This is a genomic window from Kitasatospora sp. NPDC088264, assembly GCF_040685715.1.
In the GTDB taxonomy this organism is placed as follows: domain Bacteria; phylum Actinomycetota; class Actinomycetes; order Streptomycetales; family Streptomycetaceae; genus Kitasatospora.
The window spans coordinates 159,371-176,135 of sequence record NZ_JBFBIR010000006.1; the positions used below are offsets into that span (position 1 = coordinate 159,371).

At 72.5% G+C, this 16,765-nt stretch carries 17 protein-coding genes; 11 read left to right on the forward strand and 6 right to left on the reverse strand.

Annotated features, from left to right (window positions below; genetic code table 11):
* The first annotated feature begins 55 nt into the window (after window positions 1-55).
* Window positions 56-751 (forward strand): FadR/GntR family transcriptional regulator, encoded by a 696-nt coding sequence (locus tag AB0O82_RS07735; RefSeq protein ID WP_363581231.1) that lies wholly within the window; start codon window positions 56-58, stop codon window positions 749-751.
* Window positions 752-809: 58 nt separating this feature from the next.
* On the opposite strand, the gene AB0O82_RS07740 is transcribed toward AB0O82_RS07735, so the two are convergent.
* Window positions 810-1,436, reverse strand: coding sequence for a hypothetical protein (locus AB0O82_RS07740; protein WP_363581233.1), 627 nt, complete (start codon window positions 1,434-1,436; stop codon window positions 810-812).
* 960 nt (window positions 1,437-2,396) lie between these two features.
* Between AB0O82_RS07740 and AB0O82_RS07745 the strand changes: the two genes are divergently transcribed.
* Window positions 2,397-2,873 carry a DUF5994 family protein gene (locus tag AB0O82_RS07745; RefSeq protein ID WP_363581235.1) on the forward strand — a complete coding sequence of 159 codons (477 nt, stop codon included), beginning with the start codon at window positions 2,397-2,399 and terminating at the stop codon, window positions 2,871-2,873.
* A gap of 187 nt (window positions 2,874-3,060) precedes the next feature.
* Window positions 3,061-4,092: a zinc-dependent alcohol dehydrogenase family protein gene (locus AB0O82_RS07750; protein WP_363581237.1), complete on the forward strand. Its 1,032-nt coding sequence runs from the start codon at window positions 3,061-3,063 to the stop codon at window positions 4,090-4,092.
* A 233-nt stretch (window positions 4,093-4,325) separates the two neighbouring features.
* On the opposite strand, the gene AB0O82_RS07755 is transcribed toward AB0O82_RS07750, so the two are convergent.
* The 5 genes from AB0O82_RS07755 to AB0O82_RS07775 are packed head-to-tail and all read right to left on the reverse strand — an operon-like array spanning window position 4,326 to window position 9,378.
* Window positions 4,326-5,870, reverse strand: coding sequence for an MFS transporter (locus AB0O82_RS07755; protein WP_363581239.1), 1,545 nt, complete (start codon window positions 5,868-5,870; stop codon window positions 4,326-4,328).
* Window positions 5,867-7,162, reverse strand: coding sequence for a hypothetical protein (locus AB0O82_RS07760; protein ID WP_363581241.1), 1,296 nt, complete (start codon window positions 7,160-7,162; stop codon window positions 5,867-5,869). Before AB0O82_RS07760 ends, AB0O82_RS07755 begins: the two co-directional genes overlap by 4 nt.
* Entirely contained in the window at window positions 7,159-7,950 is a 792-nt protein-coding gene (locus AB0O82_RS07765; RefSeq protein WP_363581243.1) for a creatininase family protein, read from the reverse strand. The genes AB0O82_RS07760 and AB0O82_RS07765 overlap by 4 nt, the downstream gene beginning before the upstream one ends.
* Window positions 7,947-8,861 (reverse strand): dihydroorotate dehydrogenase, encoded by a 915-nt coding sequence (locus AB0O82_RS07770; RefSeq protein WP_363581245.1) that lies wholly within the window; start codon window positions 8,859-8,861, stop codon window positions 7,947-7,949. Before AB0O82_RS07770 ends, AB0O82_RS07765 begins: the two co-directional genes overlap by 4 nt.
* Before the next feature lies 1 nt (window position 8,862).
* Window positions 8,863-9,378, reverse strand: a complete 516-nt coding sequence (locus AB0O82_RS07775) for a hypothetical protein (protein ID WP_363581246.1) — start codon at window positions 9,376-9,378, stop codon at window positions 8,863-8,865.
* 499 nt (window positions 9,379-9,877) lie between these two features.
* Between AB0O82_RS07775 and AB0O82_RS07780 the strand changes: the two genes are divergently transcribed.
* Genes AB0O82_RS07780 through AB0O82_RS07815 form a run of 8 tightly spaced genes read left to right on the forward strand, consistent with a single transcriptional unit; the run spans window position 9,878 to window position 16,385 of the window.
* On the forward strand, window positions 9,878-10,285 hold the full coding sequence (locus tag AB0O82_RS07780; RefSeq protein WP_363581248.1) for an acyl carrier protein: 408 nt from the start codon (window positions 9,878-9,880) through the stop codon (window positions 10,283-10,285).
* A complete protein-coding gene (locus AB0O82_RS07785) occupies window positions 10,282-11,667 on the forward strand; it encodes an aminotransferase class III-fold pyridoxal phosphate-dependent enzyme (protein ID WP_363581250.1) in 1,386 nt (461 codons plus the stop codon). The genes AB0O82_RS07780 and AB0O82_RS07785 overlap by 4 nt, the downstream gene beginning before the upstream one ends.
* On the forward strand, window positions 11,664-12,212 hold the full coding sequence (locus AB0O82_RS07790; protein ID WP_363581252.1) for a thioesterase family protein: 549 nt from the start codon (window positions 11,664-11,666) through the stop codon (window positions 12,210-12,212). The genes AB0O82_RS07785 and AB0O82_RS07790 overlap by 4 nt, the downstream gene beginning before the upstream one ends.
* Before the next feature lie 7 nt (window positions 12,213-12,219).
* Window positions 12,220-12,603 (forward strand): polyketide dehydratase, encoded by a 384-nt coding sequence (locus AB0O82_RS07795; protein WP_350876226.1) that lies wholly within the window; start codon window positions 12,220-12,222, stop codon window positions 12,601-12,603.
* A gap of 5 nt (window positions 12,604-12,608) precedes the next feature.
* On the forward strand, window positions 12,609-13,706 hold the full coding sequence (locus AB0O82_RS07800) for a beta-ketoacyl synthase N-terminal-like domain-containing protein (RefSeq protein WP_363581254.1): 1,098 nt from the start codon (window positions 12,609-12,611) through the stop codon (window positions 13,704-13,706).
* On the forward strand, window positions 13,703-14,221 hold the full coding sequence (locus tag AB0O82_RS07805; protein ID WP_363581256.1) for a polyketide synthase: 519 nt from the start codon (window positions 13,703-13,705) through the stop codon (window positions 14,219-14,221). Before AB0O82_RS07800 ends, AB0O82_RS07805 begins: the two co-directional genes overlap by 4 nt.
* Complete coding sequence (locus AB0O82_RS07810; protein WP_363581258.1) at window positions 14,218-15,576, forward strand: class I adenylate-forming enzyme family protein; 1,359 nt, start codon at window positions 14,218-14,220, stop codon at window positions 15,574-15,576. Before AB0O82_RS07805 ends, AB0O82_RS07810 begins: the two co-directional genes overlap by 4 nt.
* A complete protein-coding gene (locus AB0O82_RS07815; protein ID WP_363581259.1) occupies window positions 15,573-16,385 on the forward strand; it encodes a TIGR03619 family F420-dependent LLM class oxidoreductase in 813 nt (270 codons plus the stop codon). Before AB0O82_RS07810 ends, AB0O82_RS07815 begins: the two co-directional genes overlap by 4 nt.
* The last annotated feature ends 380 nt before the right edge of the window (window positions 16,386-16,765 follow it).

Consider the following 16,765-nt stretch of genomic DNA (forward strand, 5'->3'; position numbering starts at 1 on the left):
CGGGTGGGTGTCGGGGAGACTATGCTGCAGGGATCAGGACCAGGGAGGCATCGGAGTGCCAGTCACCGACTCGGCGATCGAGAAGATCAAAGCCATGATCGTCAGTGGTGAGCTGCGCCCCGGTTCGCGACTCCCCAAGGAGGCCGACCTGGCCGAGCGGCTCGGTCTGTCGCGCAACTCCCTGCGTGAGGCGGTGAAAGCTCTCTCGCTCATCCGGGTGCTCGACGTACGCCAGGGAGACGGCACGTACGTGACGAGTCTGGAGCCCAACCTGCTGCTGGACGCGCTGGGCTTCGTCGTCGACTTCCACCAGGACGACTCGGTGCTGGAGTTCCTGGAGGTCCGCCGCATCCTGGAGCCCGCCGCCGCGGCCATGGCCGCCCGAGTGATGCCGGACGAGGACATCGCCGCGCTCGGAGAGGTCCTGGAGAGCCTGCGTGACGACGCCCCCCTGCAAGAGCTGATCGACAACGACCTGGAGTTCCACCACAGGATCGCGGCCGGTTCGGGCAACACCGTCCTGTGCTCGCTCGTCGACGGTCTGTCCGGCCCGACCGCCCGGGCGAGGATCTGGCGCGGGCTGACCGAGGAAGGCGCGGTCGAGCGGACCCGCCAGCAGCACCGCGCCATCCTCGACGCCATCGCCCACCGCCGCCCCGACGTCGCGCACGCCTGGGCGACGGTGCACGTGGCAGGCGTCGAGCAGTGGCTGCGGGACACCCTCGGCGCAGCCGGATCCTCGCTCGGCTGACCCGGGGCGGGTGCTTCAAGGGGCGCGGCCTCCGCGGGCCGCCCAGACCGCGTCCGCCCTACAGGCCGGTGCTGAGTCCGGTGAGTCCCTGGAGGACGTCGAAGCTGAGGGTGGCGGAGAAGAGCTGTTCCCCGGTGGCGAGCGGACTGGTGCCGAACTCCTGGGAGAGGGCGTTCGCGGCCGGCGCGGCCAGGTTGACGGGGGTGTTCTCGGCGCTGACCTTGGTCAGGGAGAGCCTGATGCCCTCGTCGGTGACGGTGAGCGTGTCGATGCGCCGGCCGAGGTGCTCGGTGGTGATGACGCTGGTGCGGTCGAGCTTCATCGCCAGCTCCAGGTTTGCGAACTCGGAGCGCTGCCCGTCGCGTTGGAAGGCGAAGCCGCCTCGGGCCCGGCCGGTGAGGCCGGACAGGTCGGTGTTGATCTCGCCGCTGTCGAGCATCGAGTGCATGCACTGGTGGCCGTTCAGGGTGACCAGTGTCGCGGGTGCGACCGCGTCGAAGGTGACGCCGGCGTCGGAGAGGGCCTTGGCGGCGGTATCGGTCAGGCAGTAGTCGAAGGGCGTCCCGCCGCGCAGTTGGAGCGGCGGGAGCAGCGCACCGGGCGCCTGGGCCGAGGCCGAGGAGGGGGCCAGCGCCGCGAACGCCAGGACGGCGACGGCGGCAAGGCGCACGGGGGACTTCTTCACAGCGCACTCCAGAGTCAGGGGCCGGCCACGGCGGCCGACACGCGGATACGCCCGTCCAACGCACAGGCGACGGCGTCGGCACGCCCGGCAGATCCGGATCACCCGAAGAGCGCCGCGGCAGACCGCCCGGACACCTTCCGGCGATGGCCCACCCGCCGTGCGAACCGGTGGCGGCCGGGCGGCGGTGCGCAACGTCTGCGCCTGCCGGGTCTGGTGGGCAGTCCATTGGCGAGGCGACGGTACCGACCAGTGAGATGGCGTTCTCCACTACGGCCTACTCCCGGTCCGCGCCGAGTCCGTAGGGGGTCGCCTCCAACTCCGTGACCAGGTTCCCCAGGAGCGGCAGCGGACTGTCGCGGAACTGGAGGTGGACGGTGGCGACGGGCCCCTGGGCCGTGGGAGGGCTGAGCTGCGCGCCACGTCCTCGTCCTTGAGCCTGTGGGTGCGTACCGTGCCGGGCTTCCATTCGTCGCCCGCGTCCAGGCAGAACCATCCGTCCGGGTAGGGCGGGGCCTGTGGGCGGGAACGGGGGAGAGGGTGCGGGAACCTCCCACCCGCGGCCGGGCCAGGTGAATCGTCGCGGTGGAGGGCGTGGACTTCTCGATCGGCGAGGGCCTGAGCCCGGCTGTCGTCGACGCGGTGCCGCGCGTCGTCGCCGAGGTCCGCCGGGCGGTGGAGGGCACCGGGCGGGGGCGTCATGACACCGAACCGCGGACGGTCGAGGCCTGCGGCTCGCGAGCAGCAGCCGCCCGCCGTCACCGAAACCGAGCGCACCTGATCGGGCGGGGTGCCTCCCCGCGCCCGGTCGGCCCATCCGCCCGCCGCTCCTCTTCCCCCGGGGCGCCGCCGGCGTCCGGAGTACGGTGGAAGAGCCACTGTCCGCGGCCCGCGGGTTCGGTCCGTGGTGCCCCGGCGACAGCGTCAGGCCGAGCCAGGCGAGCCAAGGGCAGGTGTTCCGACATGACCGCAACCTCCGAGCCCGGCGGCGCCCGGGCGTCCCACCCGGAGCCGCCCGCGCGGCTCTCGCTGGTCCCCGAGGGCGTCGCCCCGGGGCGGCTGGGCGGGGCCTGGTGGCCCCGTTCCCACGACCTCCTTCGTGAACTCCCCCCGCTGGCGGCGACGCTGGCCCCGTCGTGGGGAGAGATCCTCCGCGTCACCGTGAACCCGGCGCACTGGCCGGTCATCCCCCGGCGCGTCCCGGTCACCGGCCATGTCATCCACGTCGGCTGGTTCGAACAGGAACAGGACGCGGAGGAGGTGGTGGTGTGCTCCTTCGTGCCCCGGCGACTGGACCTCCTGGTGATTCCCCCCGAGACCGAGGCCCCGACCGCCGAGTGGCTGATGACGGCGGCATGCGAACCGGCCAACACCCGCACCGCCACCGAGCTCCTGGCCGCCGCGGGCGCCCCGACGGAAGGCGCACGGACAGGCGGGTGACCACGGTCAGTGGCGGACGGCGCTCCGCTCCCGACCGGCCGACCCCTCCTGTGACGTCCCGCGATCGGCTCCCGCTCCGGACCGCTCGGGGCGGCACGCGTTCGCACCGCACTCAACGCGGTAGGCCTCGACCGAGGGTGTGAGCAGGCGGCGCCGACCGCGGAAGACCCCTGTCGGAGGAACGGCCATGACAGCAGCCGAAAGTGCAGGGCAGCGCACCACGGCCTGGGTGGTGGAGCGCCCCGGCCCGATGTGCTCGTCCCCGCTGCGCCGGGTGGAGCGGATGCTGGAACCGCCCGGACCCCAGGAGTTGTTGATCGAGGTCGGGGCCTGTGGAGTGTGCCGCACCGACCTGCACCTGGCCGAGGGCGACCTTCCGCCGCACCGGCCCGCCTGCACACCGGGGCACGAGATCGTCGGCCGGGTGCTGAGCACGGGCCGGGAGGTGCGGGACTTCTCTCCCGGCGACCGGGTCGGCGCGGCCTGGCTCGCGAGCACCTGCGGCGACTGCCGGTACTGCCGGGCCGGCCGCGAGAACCTCTGCCCGAACTCCCGGTACACCGGTTGGGACGTCCAGGGCGGCTACGCCGGACACACCCTCGTGGACGCCGGGTACGCCTACCCGCTCCCCGAGGGGCCGCCCGACGAGGACCTCGCCCCGCTGCTGTGCGCCGGCATCATCGGCTACCGCGCCCTGGAACGCGCGCAGCTGCCGCCCGGCGGACGGCTGGGCATCTACGGCCTCGGCGCCTCCGGGCACCTCACCGCGCAGCTCGCGCTCGCCCGGGGCGCCACCGTGCACGTCCTCACCCGGGCCGCGAGCGCCCGGCGCCTGGCCCTGGAGCTGGGCGCGTCCTCCGTCGGCGACGCCTACGGCACACCGCCCGAACCCCTCGACTCGGCGATCCTGTTCGCCCCGGTCGGCGACCTGGTGCCGGTCGCGCTCGCCGCGCTGGACCGCGGCGGCACGCTGGCGGTGGCCGGGATCCACCTCACCGACGTTCCCGCCCTCGACTACCAGCGGCACCTCTTCCAGGAGCGCAGTCTGCGCAGCGTCACCGCCAACACCCGTGAGGACGGTCTCGCCTACCTCGCGGAAGTCGCCCGGCACCACCCGGCGGTGCACGTGCAGCGCTACCCCATGAACCGTGCCGACGCCGCGCTGGCCGACCTCGCGGCGGACCGGATCACCGGAGCCGCCGTCCTCATCACGCAGTGAAGGCTCCGGCCCCGGGACTGGTAGGCCCGCAGGTCGAGGTGCCGCGTATTCAAGCGCGGTCGACATGACGGACACGAAGAGCCATGGCTCGGGCGCCGCGAGGGCTGCCGTCCACACCGACCACGACGTAGGGCGGGTCCTGGGTGACGTGCTCGGGATCGCGGACGGCCTCAACGCTACCGGCATCCGGGCAGCAGTAGTGAGGGCGCCGTCGGGGTCTGCTTGACGGGCTTTCAGGTCCGTTCGTTCGGCTGTTTCCTGCTCGGCGTGCTGCTCGTCCCCGAAGTGCTGCTCGTCCCCGGACTCGACGGGATCGGGGAAGTCGAGGCGTTCGTGGCTGCGCCGGGTGTTCCGGACCGCGCCGACGCCCTCCTCGCGGTGGCCGGGAGGATCGTGGCCAGGGTGAGGGCGGCAGCCAGCCAGGTGGTGGAGTGGAAGGCCTCGGTGAAGGCCCGGGCGGTTTCCGGGGAGGCGCCCGCGTCCAGCGGGGACGATGACGTGCCCGGGGGGAGGAGCAGTCGGTAGGCCACCGTGGTGACCGTGCCGAAGACGGCGATCCCCAGGCCGGCGCCGGCCTCGTAGGCGACGGACTCGATGCCCGCCGCCGCGCCTGCCAGGGAGGACGGCGCGGTGGTCATGATCAGGTTCGAGGCGACCATCTGGACCAGGCCGTGGCCGAACCCGATCAGGGCCAGCCCGAGCGGGGCCACCGTGCCGGAGGCGACCAGGACGTATCCGGTCGCCGCGAGCAGCAGGCCGGCGGGCACGCCCGCGCGCGGTTGTCCCAGGCGGGAGAGGAGCAGTCCGCCCACCGGCCCCGCGACCGTCGCGGCCAACGGCATCGGGATCAGGTACAGCGCGGCGGCCTCCGCCGACAGTCCCTTGGCGATCTGCAGGTACTGCACCAGTTGGAGTTCGAAGCCGACCATCACCAGCACCGGCAGTACCGAGGCCACCACTCCGGCGCGCAGCCCGGGCAGCCGGAACAGGGACAGGTCCAGCATCGGGTGCGGCATCCGCTGCTGCCGTCGCACGAACAGCACCAGCGCGGTCAGGCCCGCCGCCGCCGGCAGCACCACCTCCGGGATGCCGACGCCGTCGTGGGTGAAGGCGATGATGGCGTAGGCGCAGCCCAGGAACCCCACCATCGAGAGCAGGGGCGAGGTGGCCTCCCACGGTTGCCGCTCGGACTCGACCTCGTTGCGCAGCAGCAGTGCCACGGCGGGTACGGCCAGTGCCACGATCGGCAGGTTGACCAGGAAGATCGAGCCCCACCAGAAGTGCTGGAGCAGGAAGCCGCCGGCCACCGGTCCCAGCGCCGAGGCGCCGGCGGCGACCGCGCTCCACGCCCCGATGGCCACCGCGTGGTCGCGGCCGTCGCCGAAGGTCTGCCGGATCAGCGCCAGCGTGGCCGGGATGATCATCGACGCGCCGATCGCCAGCAGTGCCCGGGCGCCGATCAGGGCCGGCGGGTTCGGTGCCGCCGCGCACAGTGCCGAGGCCGCGCTGAAGACGGCCAGTCCGGCCAGCAGCAGCCGCTTGTGCCCGATCCGGTCGCCCAACGGCCCGCTGACCAGCACCAGTCCGACCATCAGGAGCGAGTACACGTCGACCGCCCACAGCAGTTCGGTCGGGGACGCCCGCAGTTCGTGGGCGAGGGTCGGGACGGTGATGGTGAGGATGGTGACGTCCACGGCGGCGGGCAGGAAGCACAGCAGCACCACGGTCAGCACCAGCCAGCGCCGGGCCGTCCCGACCACGGGCAGCGGGCTGCTCACCGGCCGAGGTCCAGAGCCGTCCTGGCTCTGTCGATCAGGTCGTGCAGCTCGGCGAGGCTGGGGGCGTAGAACATGCAGCTCAGTCTGCCAGTTTGAAGGTCCGTCAGCTCGGTCGGGACCACACCCCGGTCGGCGTGTCGGGGCGAGGCCACGAGCGGTCCGAGCAGGCGCAGCACTTCCGGCAGGTACAGCCCGGTCGGAAGGCCGTAGAAGTCGTAGTTGCCGACCGCGTGGGTGTCGAGGTAGCCGGGGCCGATGAGGTGCTCGCCGAATTCGTGCACGTGGCTCGACCCGGTGCGGCGGGCGTTGAGGTCGTGCAGGTAGACGACGCCGTCGCGGGCGATCGCGTCGATGCCGAAGCGCCCGCGGTAGCCGCGCCGTTGCATCTCCTCGGCCAGCCGGAGTCCGCCCTCGGTCAGCGGGCGGTACCACCATGCGCGGCGCAGCTCGCGCGCGGTGACGTTGCCGCGCAGGTGCGTGGCGCCCTCGAACAGCATGTCGGTCGTGTAGCAGAGGTGGGGCGGGGCGTCCGCGGGCACCATGTACTCCACGGACGGGAAGGTGATGTCGCCGTCGAGGAACTCCTCGACGACCACCGGGTCCTCGTCGTAGAAGGTGCTCCCGGCCAGGCGTTCGGCGATGTCGTCGTCGCCGGGCCGGAAGATCAGCAGGCCGAGGCTCGCCTCGCCGCGGTCCGCCTTGACGATGCACGGTGTGCCGGTCGCGAGCATGTCCCGGACCGCGGCCGGCACGTCCTGTTTCCCGGCGCAGTGCGTACCGGGCGGGATGCGGCAGGGTCCGTCGGTCATGCCGAGGTCGGCGGCCAGGTCGCGCAGGCCGGTCTTGGTGTCCAGCAGGTCGCGCAGGGCCTGCTGCGGCGGGCTCTCCGGCAGTTCGGTCACCACGTCGTACCGGGTGCGCAGGGCCTCGGTGAACCGCCACAGGTCGGCGGTGGTGGTGTGCGGGATCAGCCGGAGTCTGCGGCCCGGTCCGGCGTGGGCGGCCACGGCGGCCATCAGCTCGGGATCGGCGAGCATGTCGGCGAACAGCGAGCCGGTGCGGCCCGCCGGGCTGAGGTTCACCACACCGTCGATCTCCAGGAACTTCCGCTGCCAGTCCAGGTCTCCGATCGGCTCGTAGGTGATGAGCATCTTGTCCAGCGGCCCCCAGAACAGCGCCTGGTCCTGCTGGGCGTAGCACTCCGAGAGCAGCTCGTCGACGTCGTCGGCGCGGACGGCGAAGTCGCGCAGGGTGTCGACGGCGTTGCTCACGCAGAGGGTGGGTACGGTCAAGGCTTCTCCTCGTGCAGATCGTGCAGAAGTCCGTCGCCCCGGGACACCAGGTCGACCGCGGCCGCGACCACGTGCCAGAAGAGTTCCTTGCCCAGGGCGACGGTGGCGCCCGAAGTGCTGGACAGGACGCCTTGGTTGGTCGTGCGGTTCACGTCGGCGGGGTGCAGGTAGATCCCCGGGCGGGGTGGGTCGGCGTGGTCGGGCCGGGCGGCCGAGACCAGGTCCGGGCGGAGGTAGAGCATCAGGCTGGTCTCGGTGATCCCCGCGTGCTCGGCGTGCCACCCCGGAAAGAGCGGCACCCGCCCGGCCAGCCAGTCCTGGTCGACCAGGCTCCACCAGCTCAGCGCGATGAACTCCTTGCCCGCGGCCGCCGGCCGTCGGCCCACCTCGTCGAGGGCCTCGAAGAGGAACGGCTCGTTCTCGAAGTGGCCGTTGACGACCAGCAGTCGGCGCCAGGGCAGGGCGCACAACGACTCCAGCACGTCCTCCAGGAAGGCCAGCAGGGACCGACCGCGCACGTAGACGGTGCCGGGGAAGGCCAGGCCGCCGCCGCTCTGCGGCAGCGACCGCGCCGCGATGGACTGCGCCGGCAGGGTCAGGGCGTTCAGCTCGTAGGCGATCTGCCGGGCGAACGCGTCGGCGAGCACGGTGTCCACGGACAGCGGCAGGTGCGGACCGTGCTGTTCGGTGGCCCCCACCGGCCACACCACGGTCCGCCCGGCGGTGGCCGCCAGGACGTCGGCGCTGCTCAGGTCGCACAGCTGCGGCCCGGAGCTGCGGGGGGTCACGGTTGCACCTGCTCGGATCGGTCCGCTCCGGTGACGGGTGCGAGGCCGTGGCCGGTGTTCCCCGTTTCGGTGTTCCCCGTCCCGGTGGTCTCGGTCACGATCCGGGCGAGCGTGTGGTACATGTCGGTGTGCAGCGCGGTGTACACCTGGGCCGCCACCGCGCCGACCGCCAGGTAGTCGTGCACGTCCCGGCCCGACTGCACGCCGCCGGAGGCCAGCACGGGAAGGGCGAACCCGGCTCGGCGCAGCTTCCACAGGGAGGCCAGCACGAGCGGCTTGATGCCCGGTCCGGAGTAGCCGAACACGCCGCCGAGTTGGAGGTCGCCGGTCTCCGGGTGCACGGCGGCGGCGGGCAGGGTGTCGCTGATGGTCACCGCGTCGGCGCCGGCGCGGGCGGCGGCGAACGCCCGGGCGTGCAGGCCCTCCCCGCTGGCCAGCTTGACCGAGAACGGCACCCGTGTCGCAGCGCGGGTGGCCGCGGTGTAGGCGTGCACCCGCTCGGGAGTGTCGTCGAGGCCGTCCTCCTCGTTGAGGCAGGAGATGCCCAGTTCCAGCGCCGGGCAGCCCGTCGCCTCCACCCGGGCCGCCAACTCGGCGAGTTCCGCCGGGCTGTCGGCGTGCAGCGACGCGATGACCGGCAGCCCGTCCCGGGTCAGGTCGCGCAGGATGTGCACCCAGTGATCGACGGACCGTTTGGAGTAGGTGGTGCTGTTGATCATTCCGGTGGGCAGTCTGACGAGGCGCTCGTCCAGGCCGATCGGCGGGTTGGGGTGGATGGTCTTGGTGACCACCGCGCCCGCGCCGGCGTCCAGCAGCCTGCGGATGTTGCGTTCCTGGTCGGTGAGCAGGCCGGAGCCGACCACGACAGGGTTGGCCAGGTGCATTCCCAGCAGGTGGGTCGGGGCCGCCATGTCAGGCCGCCGCCCTGGTCCGGCCCAGCGCCGCGAGCACGCCGTCGACCAGCAGCGCCGGGTCCTTGGCGATCTCCTTGGCGGACAGGAACGTTGCGGACGCGACCTGGGCGAGCCCCTTGAGCAGGTGGCTGGCCGACTCGGCGAAGGGCTGGTCGGTGATGCCCACGATGGGGCGGCCCAGCGCGCTGGCCCACCCCAGTTCGATGTGTGTGCCGTCCGTGCGCAGCAAGGTGCCGTCGAGCACCGGCAGTACCGGCACGAACACATCGCATTCGCGCATCCACGCGTAGTCGCGCACGGACACCTCCTCGGGGGTGAACGAAGCGGTGTCGGCACCGAATCGTTCGGCCACGTGCGCGGACAGCACGGTGGCGCCGGCCTGCTGCGACTGGTCGATGGTCAGTCTCAGGAAATCGTGGATCGGCGCCGCCATCCCGCCGGGCACCAAGGCGTGCTGGATCGGGCCGCCAACGAACACGGTGACGCCGCGCAGGGCGTCCGGGGTGACACTCATGACTTTCGAAGCTCCTTCGAAGGAGTCTGCCGACGGCCGTGCAAGGGGCGTGGACTTCGGTCGGCAGGAAGCAGAAGTAGTCAGCGTCATCAGATGGTGCGCTTGCAGTGAACTGGGAGGGAGCCGGGTGCGAGGCCTGACGCCGCCGGGGGCCCGATGGCGTACCCGTTCCCGCGCTGTGCGTCCATCCAGACAAATGGACGACCTCAGGCTAGTTCGGGACGATTCACCAGGACAAGAAGCATATGCGCCAGGCGGAGATGTGTCTCAAATAGTGTAAAAGGTGCATAACTGTCACCTGGCCATCGATCCCGGCCCGCCCGGGACGCGCTGCGGGCTGGTTTTCGCAGGTAAAGGGACCGTGTGCTCGTGAATGGCCGAATCGCCGTCGAACTAACGTGCAAAAGAATCGTCGATTCCGGCGCTCGAAGCCGCATGGCGGGTAAATCTGGGACCATTGACAGGTGATAAAGCCTCGGCTAGCTTCGATAAAGCGCGAATGGCTGACACCGCCTTAATTTCGATCAGCGTCGGCCCACTTTCGGCCCGACCGTTTCCGCGATCTCGCTCGCCTTTCCGCGCGCCGGACGTCCGGTCGCAGCCTGTTCGAATGAACCCACCCAGAGGGGAAGTTCTGGTGAATCCTTTGCAGACCATCAAGCGAATTCTGCACTCCGAGGTTTTGGTGGAGGTGCCGATCGACCGGATGCGACTCGACGACAGGCTGCGCGAGAATTACGGCATGGACTCGCTCGGTTTCGTGGAACTGCGCGTGCAGTGTGAAGAGGCGTTCGACATCAGCATCCCCGACGAGGCCATCGCGGCGGGGGAGTTGTCCACCCTCGGTGATGTGCTGACGCTGGTCGAGCGGCTGTCGGGGGCCGACCGCCCCTCGGCCACCGCGTGAGCACGGCCCCGGTCGGCGCCGACGACCACGCCGGGGACCGGACCGGTGTGCTGTCGCGCGGCACGGACCTGCACCTCAACCACTACGGGGCGGCCCGGCTCCCGTTCGCCTGCGTGGGCGGCAGCGGTCTGCACCTCGACGTGGTCGATCTGAGCCCGGAACGCCGGGGCAGGCGGCTGCGGTTGCTGGATGCCAGCGGCGGCTACGCCAGCGCCACCCTGGGCGGCGACCACCCCGTCGTACGAGCGGCGCTGGCGCGCGGCACCGGAGTCGGCAACGTCACCGACGAACTGGGCTCGCTGGAACGGGCGGAGCTCCTCGACCGGCTCTTCGGCCCCGGCGGGTTGTGGACCGACCACTTCCCCGCGGGGCGGTACCACGTCAGCGGACGCAACTCCGGCTCGGAGGGCAACGAGTTGGCGCTGCGGCTCGTACTGGAATCCCGCTTCGACGGCCGGCGGCTGTGCCACCGCCCGGGCAAGGAACGGCGCGACACCATCCTCGCCTTCCACGGCGCCTGGCACGGCTGGACCGGCGGGCTGGTGCAACTGCTCAACCGCAGGTACTACCGGGCCGGGCTGCCCGGCACGGACACCGCCGGCCCGTACGGAGTCCGGGTCCACCACATCCCGTTCGGCGACCTCGACGCCCTGACGGAGTACTTCGCCGAGTCCGCCGACCGGCTGCTGGCCGTCGTGGTCGAACCGATCCAGGGCGACGCGGGCATCCTCCCGCCTCCGCCCGGATACCTGCGCGAACTCGCGCGGCGGTGCGCGGCCGACGACGTGCTGCTGGTGGCCGACGAGGTGCTGACGTTCGCCAAGACCGGCAGTTGGTTCGCCATGCGCGACGCGGACGGACCGGTGCCCACCGACATCACCGTCATCGGCAAGTTCCTGGGCATGGGCACGGTGTCCACCTCGATGGTGATCGCCCGCGAGGAGCTCGCCGTCCGCTCCTCCGGCGCCGTGACCACCTCCGACCTGCGACCACCGAACTGTGCGGTGATCCGCGACGGCATCGAGCACATCGAGACCGAAGGGCTGCTGAGAGGCTCGGCCGACGTCGGCGTGAACCTGGCCAAGCATCTCGACGACGCCCTGGTGGGCCGCCACCCGGACGTGTTCACCGAGGTCCGCGGGAGCGGGGTCATGTTCGGCGTGGAACTGACCGCCGCGGCGGCGGACCGGATCGGCGCGCTGCGCCGGGAGTTGATCGAAGCGGGCGTGTACGCGGAGTTCATGGCGGGCGCGGGCAAACGCTCCGGCGGCCGGCGCTACGTCCACCCCACCCTGCGGATCGTGCTGCCGCTGATCACCACCGGGACGCAGGCCGACGAGATCGTGGACCGGGTGGCGGCGGGCGCCCGGGCCCTGTGGTGAGCGCGGGGTTCCGCACCCGGGTCGAGCACGTCGACACCGACGCGACCGGGATCGTGCACTTCTCCCGCTACACCTCGTTGATGGAGACCGCTGGCACCGAACACCTCGAAGCGCACGACGCGGGTCTGACCGCCTTCAGTGCGGCGAACGTCGACCTGGTGGTCGCCGACCTGCGGGTGGCCTACCTCAACAGCGCCGTGTACCGCGACGTGATCATCGGGGACACCCGGGTCGACCACGTCGGCGCGGCCTGGTTCGCCCTCGCGGTACGTCTGCTGCGGGAGGAGGAAGACGGCACCCGCACCCCGTTGGTGACCGGCGACCTCGTCTTCGCCGCGGTCGCCCCCGACACCCGGCGCGCGGTGCCCCTGCCGGCACCGCTGCGACAGGCCCTGAGAGGAATCGTCCCGGATGCGACACCCGAACGAATCGGCACCCCCTCCCGTCACGGTCCGCGAGGCGCGTCCGCTGGGCACCTCGGCCATCGCGGCCCTGGTGCGCGGACGCCACCCCCGCCTGTTCATCGACCGGGTTCTGGACCATGAACCCGGCGTGTTCCTGCGCAGCATGTTCGCCGTCTCGGCGGAGATGGGCGCGCTGTCCGGGCACCTGCCCGAGCGCGGCCTGACCCCGGGGCTGATCCTGCCCGGCAGCCACACCATGCAGGCCTTCGCCCAGTCCGGCGTCCTGCTCTACCAGTTGAGCAGCGATCCGCTCGCCGACGACGAGGTCACCCTGGTCGGCACGGTCAAGTCCCGATTCCTCGCCCCGGTCGTGCCCGGCGACCAGGTCGTGCTCGACGTCCGCGCGGACCGGCTGTCCGGCCCCACCTTCGCCTTCTCCGCCGTGGTGACCGTGGAGGGCCGGTCGGTCGCCGGGTTCCGCGGCGCGATGAGCCGGACGAAGGTCGATCCCGCGGCGGCCCGGCCGTGGTGACCCCGGTGATCACCGGACTGGCCTGGGACACTCCGCTGGGCCGGGACCAGGAGGCGGTGTGGGAACGGCTGTGCGCGGGCGATTCGGCGCTGGCGCCCGTCCACTCGCCGCACTCCTTGCGCAACACCGCCGCCGCCGTCATCGCGTCGGTGCCGTACGGGACCAGGGCGGGCGAGCGCCAGCGCGCGCTCGCCGGGCGGACGCTGTCCGCCGCGTTCGCGGATGCCGGCCTGTCCACCACCGACCCCGAGGTCGGCCTCGTCCTGGGCACCAGCTTCGGCGCCTGCCTGGACGAGGCGGAGCCGACGCTGCACGCCTGGGCCGACGACGCGGCGGCGGGCATCGGGCACCCGGGCACGCCGGTCTGCGTCATGACCGCCTGTTCCGCGGGGTCGGACGCGATCGCCGTCGCGCGCGCCCTGGTGCGCTCGGGCGAGCGGCGGGTCTGCGTGGCGGGCGGGGTGGACGTGGTCACCGAGGCCAAGCGGCTCGGGCACTCCGCGCTGGGCACGATGAGCCCCACCGGCCTGCGGGCCTTCGACCGGGCGCGCGACGGGATGCTGCTCGGCGAGGGCGCGGCCTTCGTGGTGGTCGAACACCCCGACTCCGCCCGGGAACGCGGCGCCCGGGTGCACGCCCGGCTGCGCGGGGCCGGCGCGGCCAACGACGCCGCCGGGCTCACCGCACCGGACCCGTCCGGACGCGCCGTGCTGCGCGCCGTCGAACGCTGCCTGGCCTCCGCGGGCCTGGCACCCGCGGACATCGCGGTGGTCAACGCCCACGGCACCGGCACACCGCTCAACGACGAGGTCGAGGCGCGCAGCCTGCTGGAACTGTTCGGAGCCGACGGCCCGTTGGTGTTCGCCACCAAGGGGGCGTTCGGGCACAGCCTGGGCGCGACCGGGGCCATCGAGGCCGTGGCGACGGTCCTGGCACTGCGCCATCGACAGGTCCCACCGGTCCTCGGGCTGCGCGATCCGGTGGCCCCGCTGCGGCTGGCCACGGAATCGGCGCAACCCGTCGGCCCCGGCGCCGGACTGAGCCTGACGCTGGGGTTCGGCGGGTTCAACACGTGCCTGCTGTTCGAAGGGGTGAGGGCGTGACACACGTGCCGACGGGCACCCGGATGCTGGGTTCGGCGACGGTCGTCGCCGACGACCCGGACGAGTACGCGGTGAACAAACCGTCCTTCTACGCCGACCCGGCGGCCTGGCTGGTCGCCGAGACCGTGGACCGGGCACTGGCGGACTGCGCCGAACCCGTGCTCGACGCCGCCGCCGACACCGGGATCCTGGTCATGAGCGCGACCGGGAGCGAGCGGACGATGCGCCGCATCGCCGACTCGGTGCCGAGGTCCCGGGTGTCGCCACTGCGCTTCGCCGGAGCGAACCCGGGCGTGCTGGCCGGGCTGCCCGCCCTGCGCCACGGGTTGCGCGGGCCGTCCCTGCTGCTGGCGGCGCACCCCGACCGGGCCACCCCCGTCGCGTTCACGGTGCTCGGCGGCTGGCTCGCGGACGGCCACGCCCGGCACGTGCTCCTGGTCGGCCTGCAACCCGCCGCGGGAGAGGGGAAGTTGTGTCGCTGCCTGGTCCTGACCAGCGCCCGGGACGACCGGTGAACAGCCTCACCCGGTCCGAGGTGGCCGACTTCCTGACCCGGGTCGAGGCAACCCCGGCCAGTACGGGCGGCGGCGCCCCGGCCGGGGTGGACGACGTGCTGGCGGACCTGGCCGGGCTGGGCCTGGCACCGGGCGACGCGGTCGTGCTCTGCCTCACCAACGGAGTCGAACTGCTGCGCGTGCTGCTCTCGTCGCTGCTGCTGGGCCTGGTGCCGCTGGCCGTGCCGCCGAGCACGCCGTGGCAGCGGGTGCGCGCGCTGGCCGGGCATGTCGGGGCCGGCGTCGTGGTGACCACCCGGCTGGCCGGCGCGGGGCCGCAGCTGCCGGTGGGCGGCGCGTTGGCCGTGCCGACCGGGCACCCCACCACCCCGTACCGGCCGGGCGAGATCCTGCTGTCCACCTCCGGCACCTCCGGGATGTTCAGCGCGTGCGTGCACCGGGTGGCCTCGCTCCTGCACAACGCCCGCCTGCACGCCGGGGCCACGGGCATCACCCCGGCCGACACCCTGCTGGTGAACCTGCCGCTGTACTACTCCTACGCCCTCGTGGCGCAGGCGTTCGCCGCGTACGTGACCAAGGCGCGGCTGGTGCTCGACGGGCCGCCGTTCTCGCCGGCCGCGTACCGCGACGCGGTCACCGCGCGCGGGGTCACCCACTCGGCGGTGACCCCGACGATCGCCCGCCAACTGCTGGCCGACCCCGGGCTCGTGCCACGGGGCCTGCGGGCACTGGCGGTCGGCGGGGACCGGCTCACACCCGCGGAGGTGGCCGACCTGCTGGCCGCGCGGCCCTCCGCGGAGCTGTACCTGACCTACGGGCTCACCGAGGCCGGACCACGCGTGTCGACCCTGGCCGCGCACGCCGAGCCCGCGCACCGGTACGGCTCGGTCGGCCGCCCGCTGCCGGGAGTGCGCGCGTCACTGCGCGGGGTGCAGGACGACGTGGGAGAACTGCTGGTCGAATCCGGCACCGTCCTGCTGCGACGGGTCGGGCAGCACAGCGGCAGAGTCCTGCTGGGGCCGCGGACCATCGCCACCGGGGACGCCTTCTCGATCGACGACGGCTATCTGACCTTCCACGGACGCCTGTCGGACTTCGTGGTGCTGCGCGGGGAGAAGGTCTCACTGAACACCGTCCGGCAGGCCGCGCACGCCATCCCGGGGGTCGTGCACTGCGTGCCCGAGGTGGTGAACGAGGACGGCACGCAAGTCCTCCACGTCCACCTGTCGGTCACCGGCACCCTCCCCGGCGGCGAGAAAGCGCTACGCCACCTCCTCAACTCCCAGCTGCTGCCCGCCGAACGCCCGCGCGCGGTGTTCGTCTCCACCGCCGACCCGGAGGCCTTCCGCAAATGACCCTCCGCCTCGGCTGGACCGTCCCGACGACCCTCTCACCCGCCGGACTCCGCGCGTTCGCGGTGACCGCGGAGAGCCTCGGGTACGACCACCTGTCCGTCCCCGAACACCTGGTGTCCGACGTTCCCGCGTACGAGAGCCTGACGCTGGTGGCGTTCCTGGCAGCCGTCACCACCCGGATCGAGCTGGCCACCGCGATGACGATCCTGCCGCACCGCCCGGTGGTGCTCGCCGCCAAGCAGGCCGCGCAACTGGCCCACCTCAGCGGCGACCGGCTGCGGCTGGGCGTCGCCATCGGATCCGACCCCGCCGAGTCCGCCGCCCTCGGCGTCGCCCCGGGCACCCGTGCGGCACTGTTCGAGGAACAGGTCCAGGCGCTGCGCCTGCTGTGGACGCGGCCGGACGCGGACTTCGCCGGCGAGCACGTCGCGTTCTCCGGCGTCACCCTCACCCCCCGGCCGCGTCCCGTACCCCTCTGGATGGGCGGCGGCACCCTGCGCACCGGAGGAAGACCGGGCTCACTGCGCCGGATCGCCACCCTCGCCGACGGCTTCACCATGTCCGGCCTGCTCGCCAACCGGGTCGACCGCGGTGCCGCACTCATCGCCGAACTGCGGACGGCGGTGACCGAAGCTGGCCGTGACTGGAGCGCCTTCGGCGTCGAGGCCCGCCTGCGCCCCGCCCCCGGCCGGCCGGACACCTGGCGCTCCCTCGCCGACGCCTGGCGGTCCGCCGGCGCCACCCACCTCACCGTCACCACCGACGACCTCTCCCTGCTGGCCCCCCTGCACGCGGCGCTGACCGGGTAGCACGCCGGCTCAGGACACGGAACCGCCGGATCAGGCCATCGCACGGTCTCCACAGACCCGTGCACGGCCCGGCGGCCGTTGCTGGAGGGGACATGCGCTCAGTCGCCGAGGATCCGCTCCGCCTGGCCCTCCGGGGTGAAGAACCGCTCGTGCGGTGCTTCACCCGGGTGTCGGGGGATGTCCCGGCCTTCAGCCCGGGGAGGCATCCGGCTTTCCGCGTGGCGGGTCAGGGGCGGCCGTTCTGCCGCCAGGTGGACCGGTGTCCACCAAGTCGAGCACGAACACTTTTTGTCAGACCGTCAGGCTATGGTGCCGGGCATGGCGATCACAGCGCAGAACACCGGCCCGGCATCCGGCCGGCATCCCGCGACCGACATCCG

Excerpts from the sequence above, each read along its gene's own strand:
- AB0O82_RS07745 (WP_363581235.1), top strand. The coding sequence starts at position 2,397 with ATGACCGCAACCTCCGAGCCCGGCGGCGCCCGGGCGTCCCACCCGGAG.
- AB0O82_RS07750 (WP_363581237.1), top strand. The coding sequence starts at position 3,061 with ATGACAGCAGCCGAAAGTGCAGGGCAGCGCACCACGGCCTGGGTGGTG.
- AB0O82_RS07770 (WP_363581245.1), bottom strand. The coding sequence starts at position 8,861 with ATGGCGGCCCCGACCCACCTGCTGGGAATGCACCTGGCCAACCCTGTC.
- AB0O82_RS07775 (WP_363581246.1), bottom strand. The coding sequence starts at position 9,378 with ATGAGTGTCACCCCGGACGCCCTGCGCGGCGTCACCGTGTTCGTTGGC.
- AB0O82_RS07780 (WP_363581248.1), top strand. The coding sequence starts at position 9,878 with ATGGCTGACACCGCCTTAATTTCGATCAGCGTCGGCCCACTTTCGGCC.
- AB0O82_RS07815 (WP_363581259.1), top strand. The coding sequence starts at position 15,573 with ATGACCCTCCGCCTCGGCTGGACCGTCCCGACGACCCTCTCACCCGCC.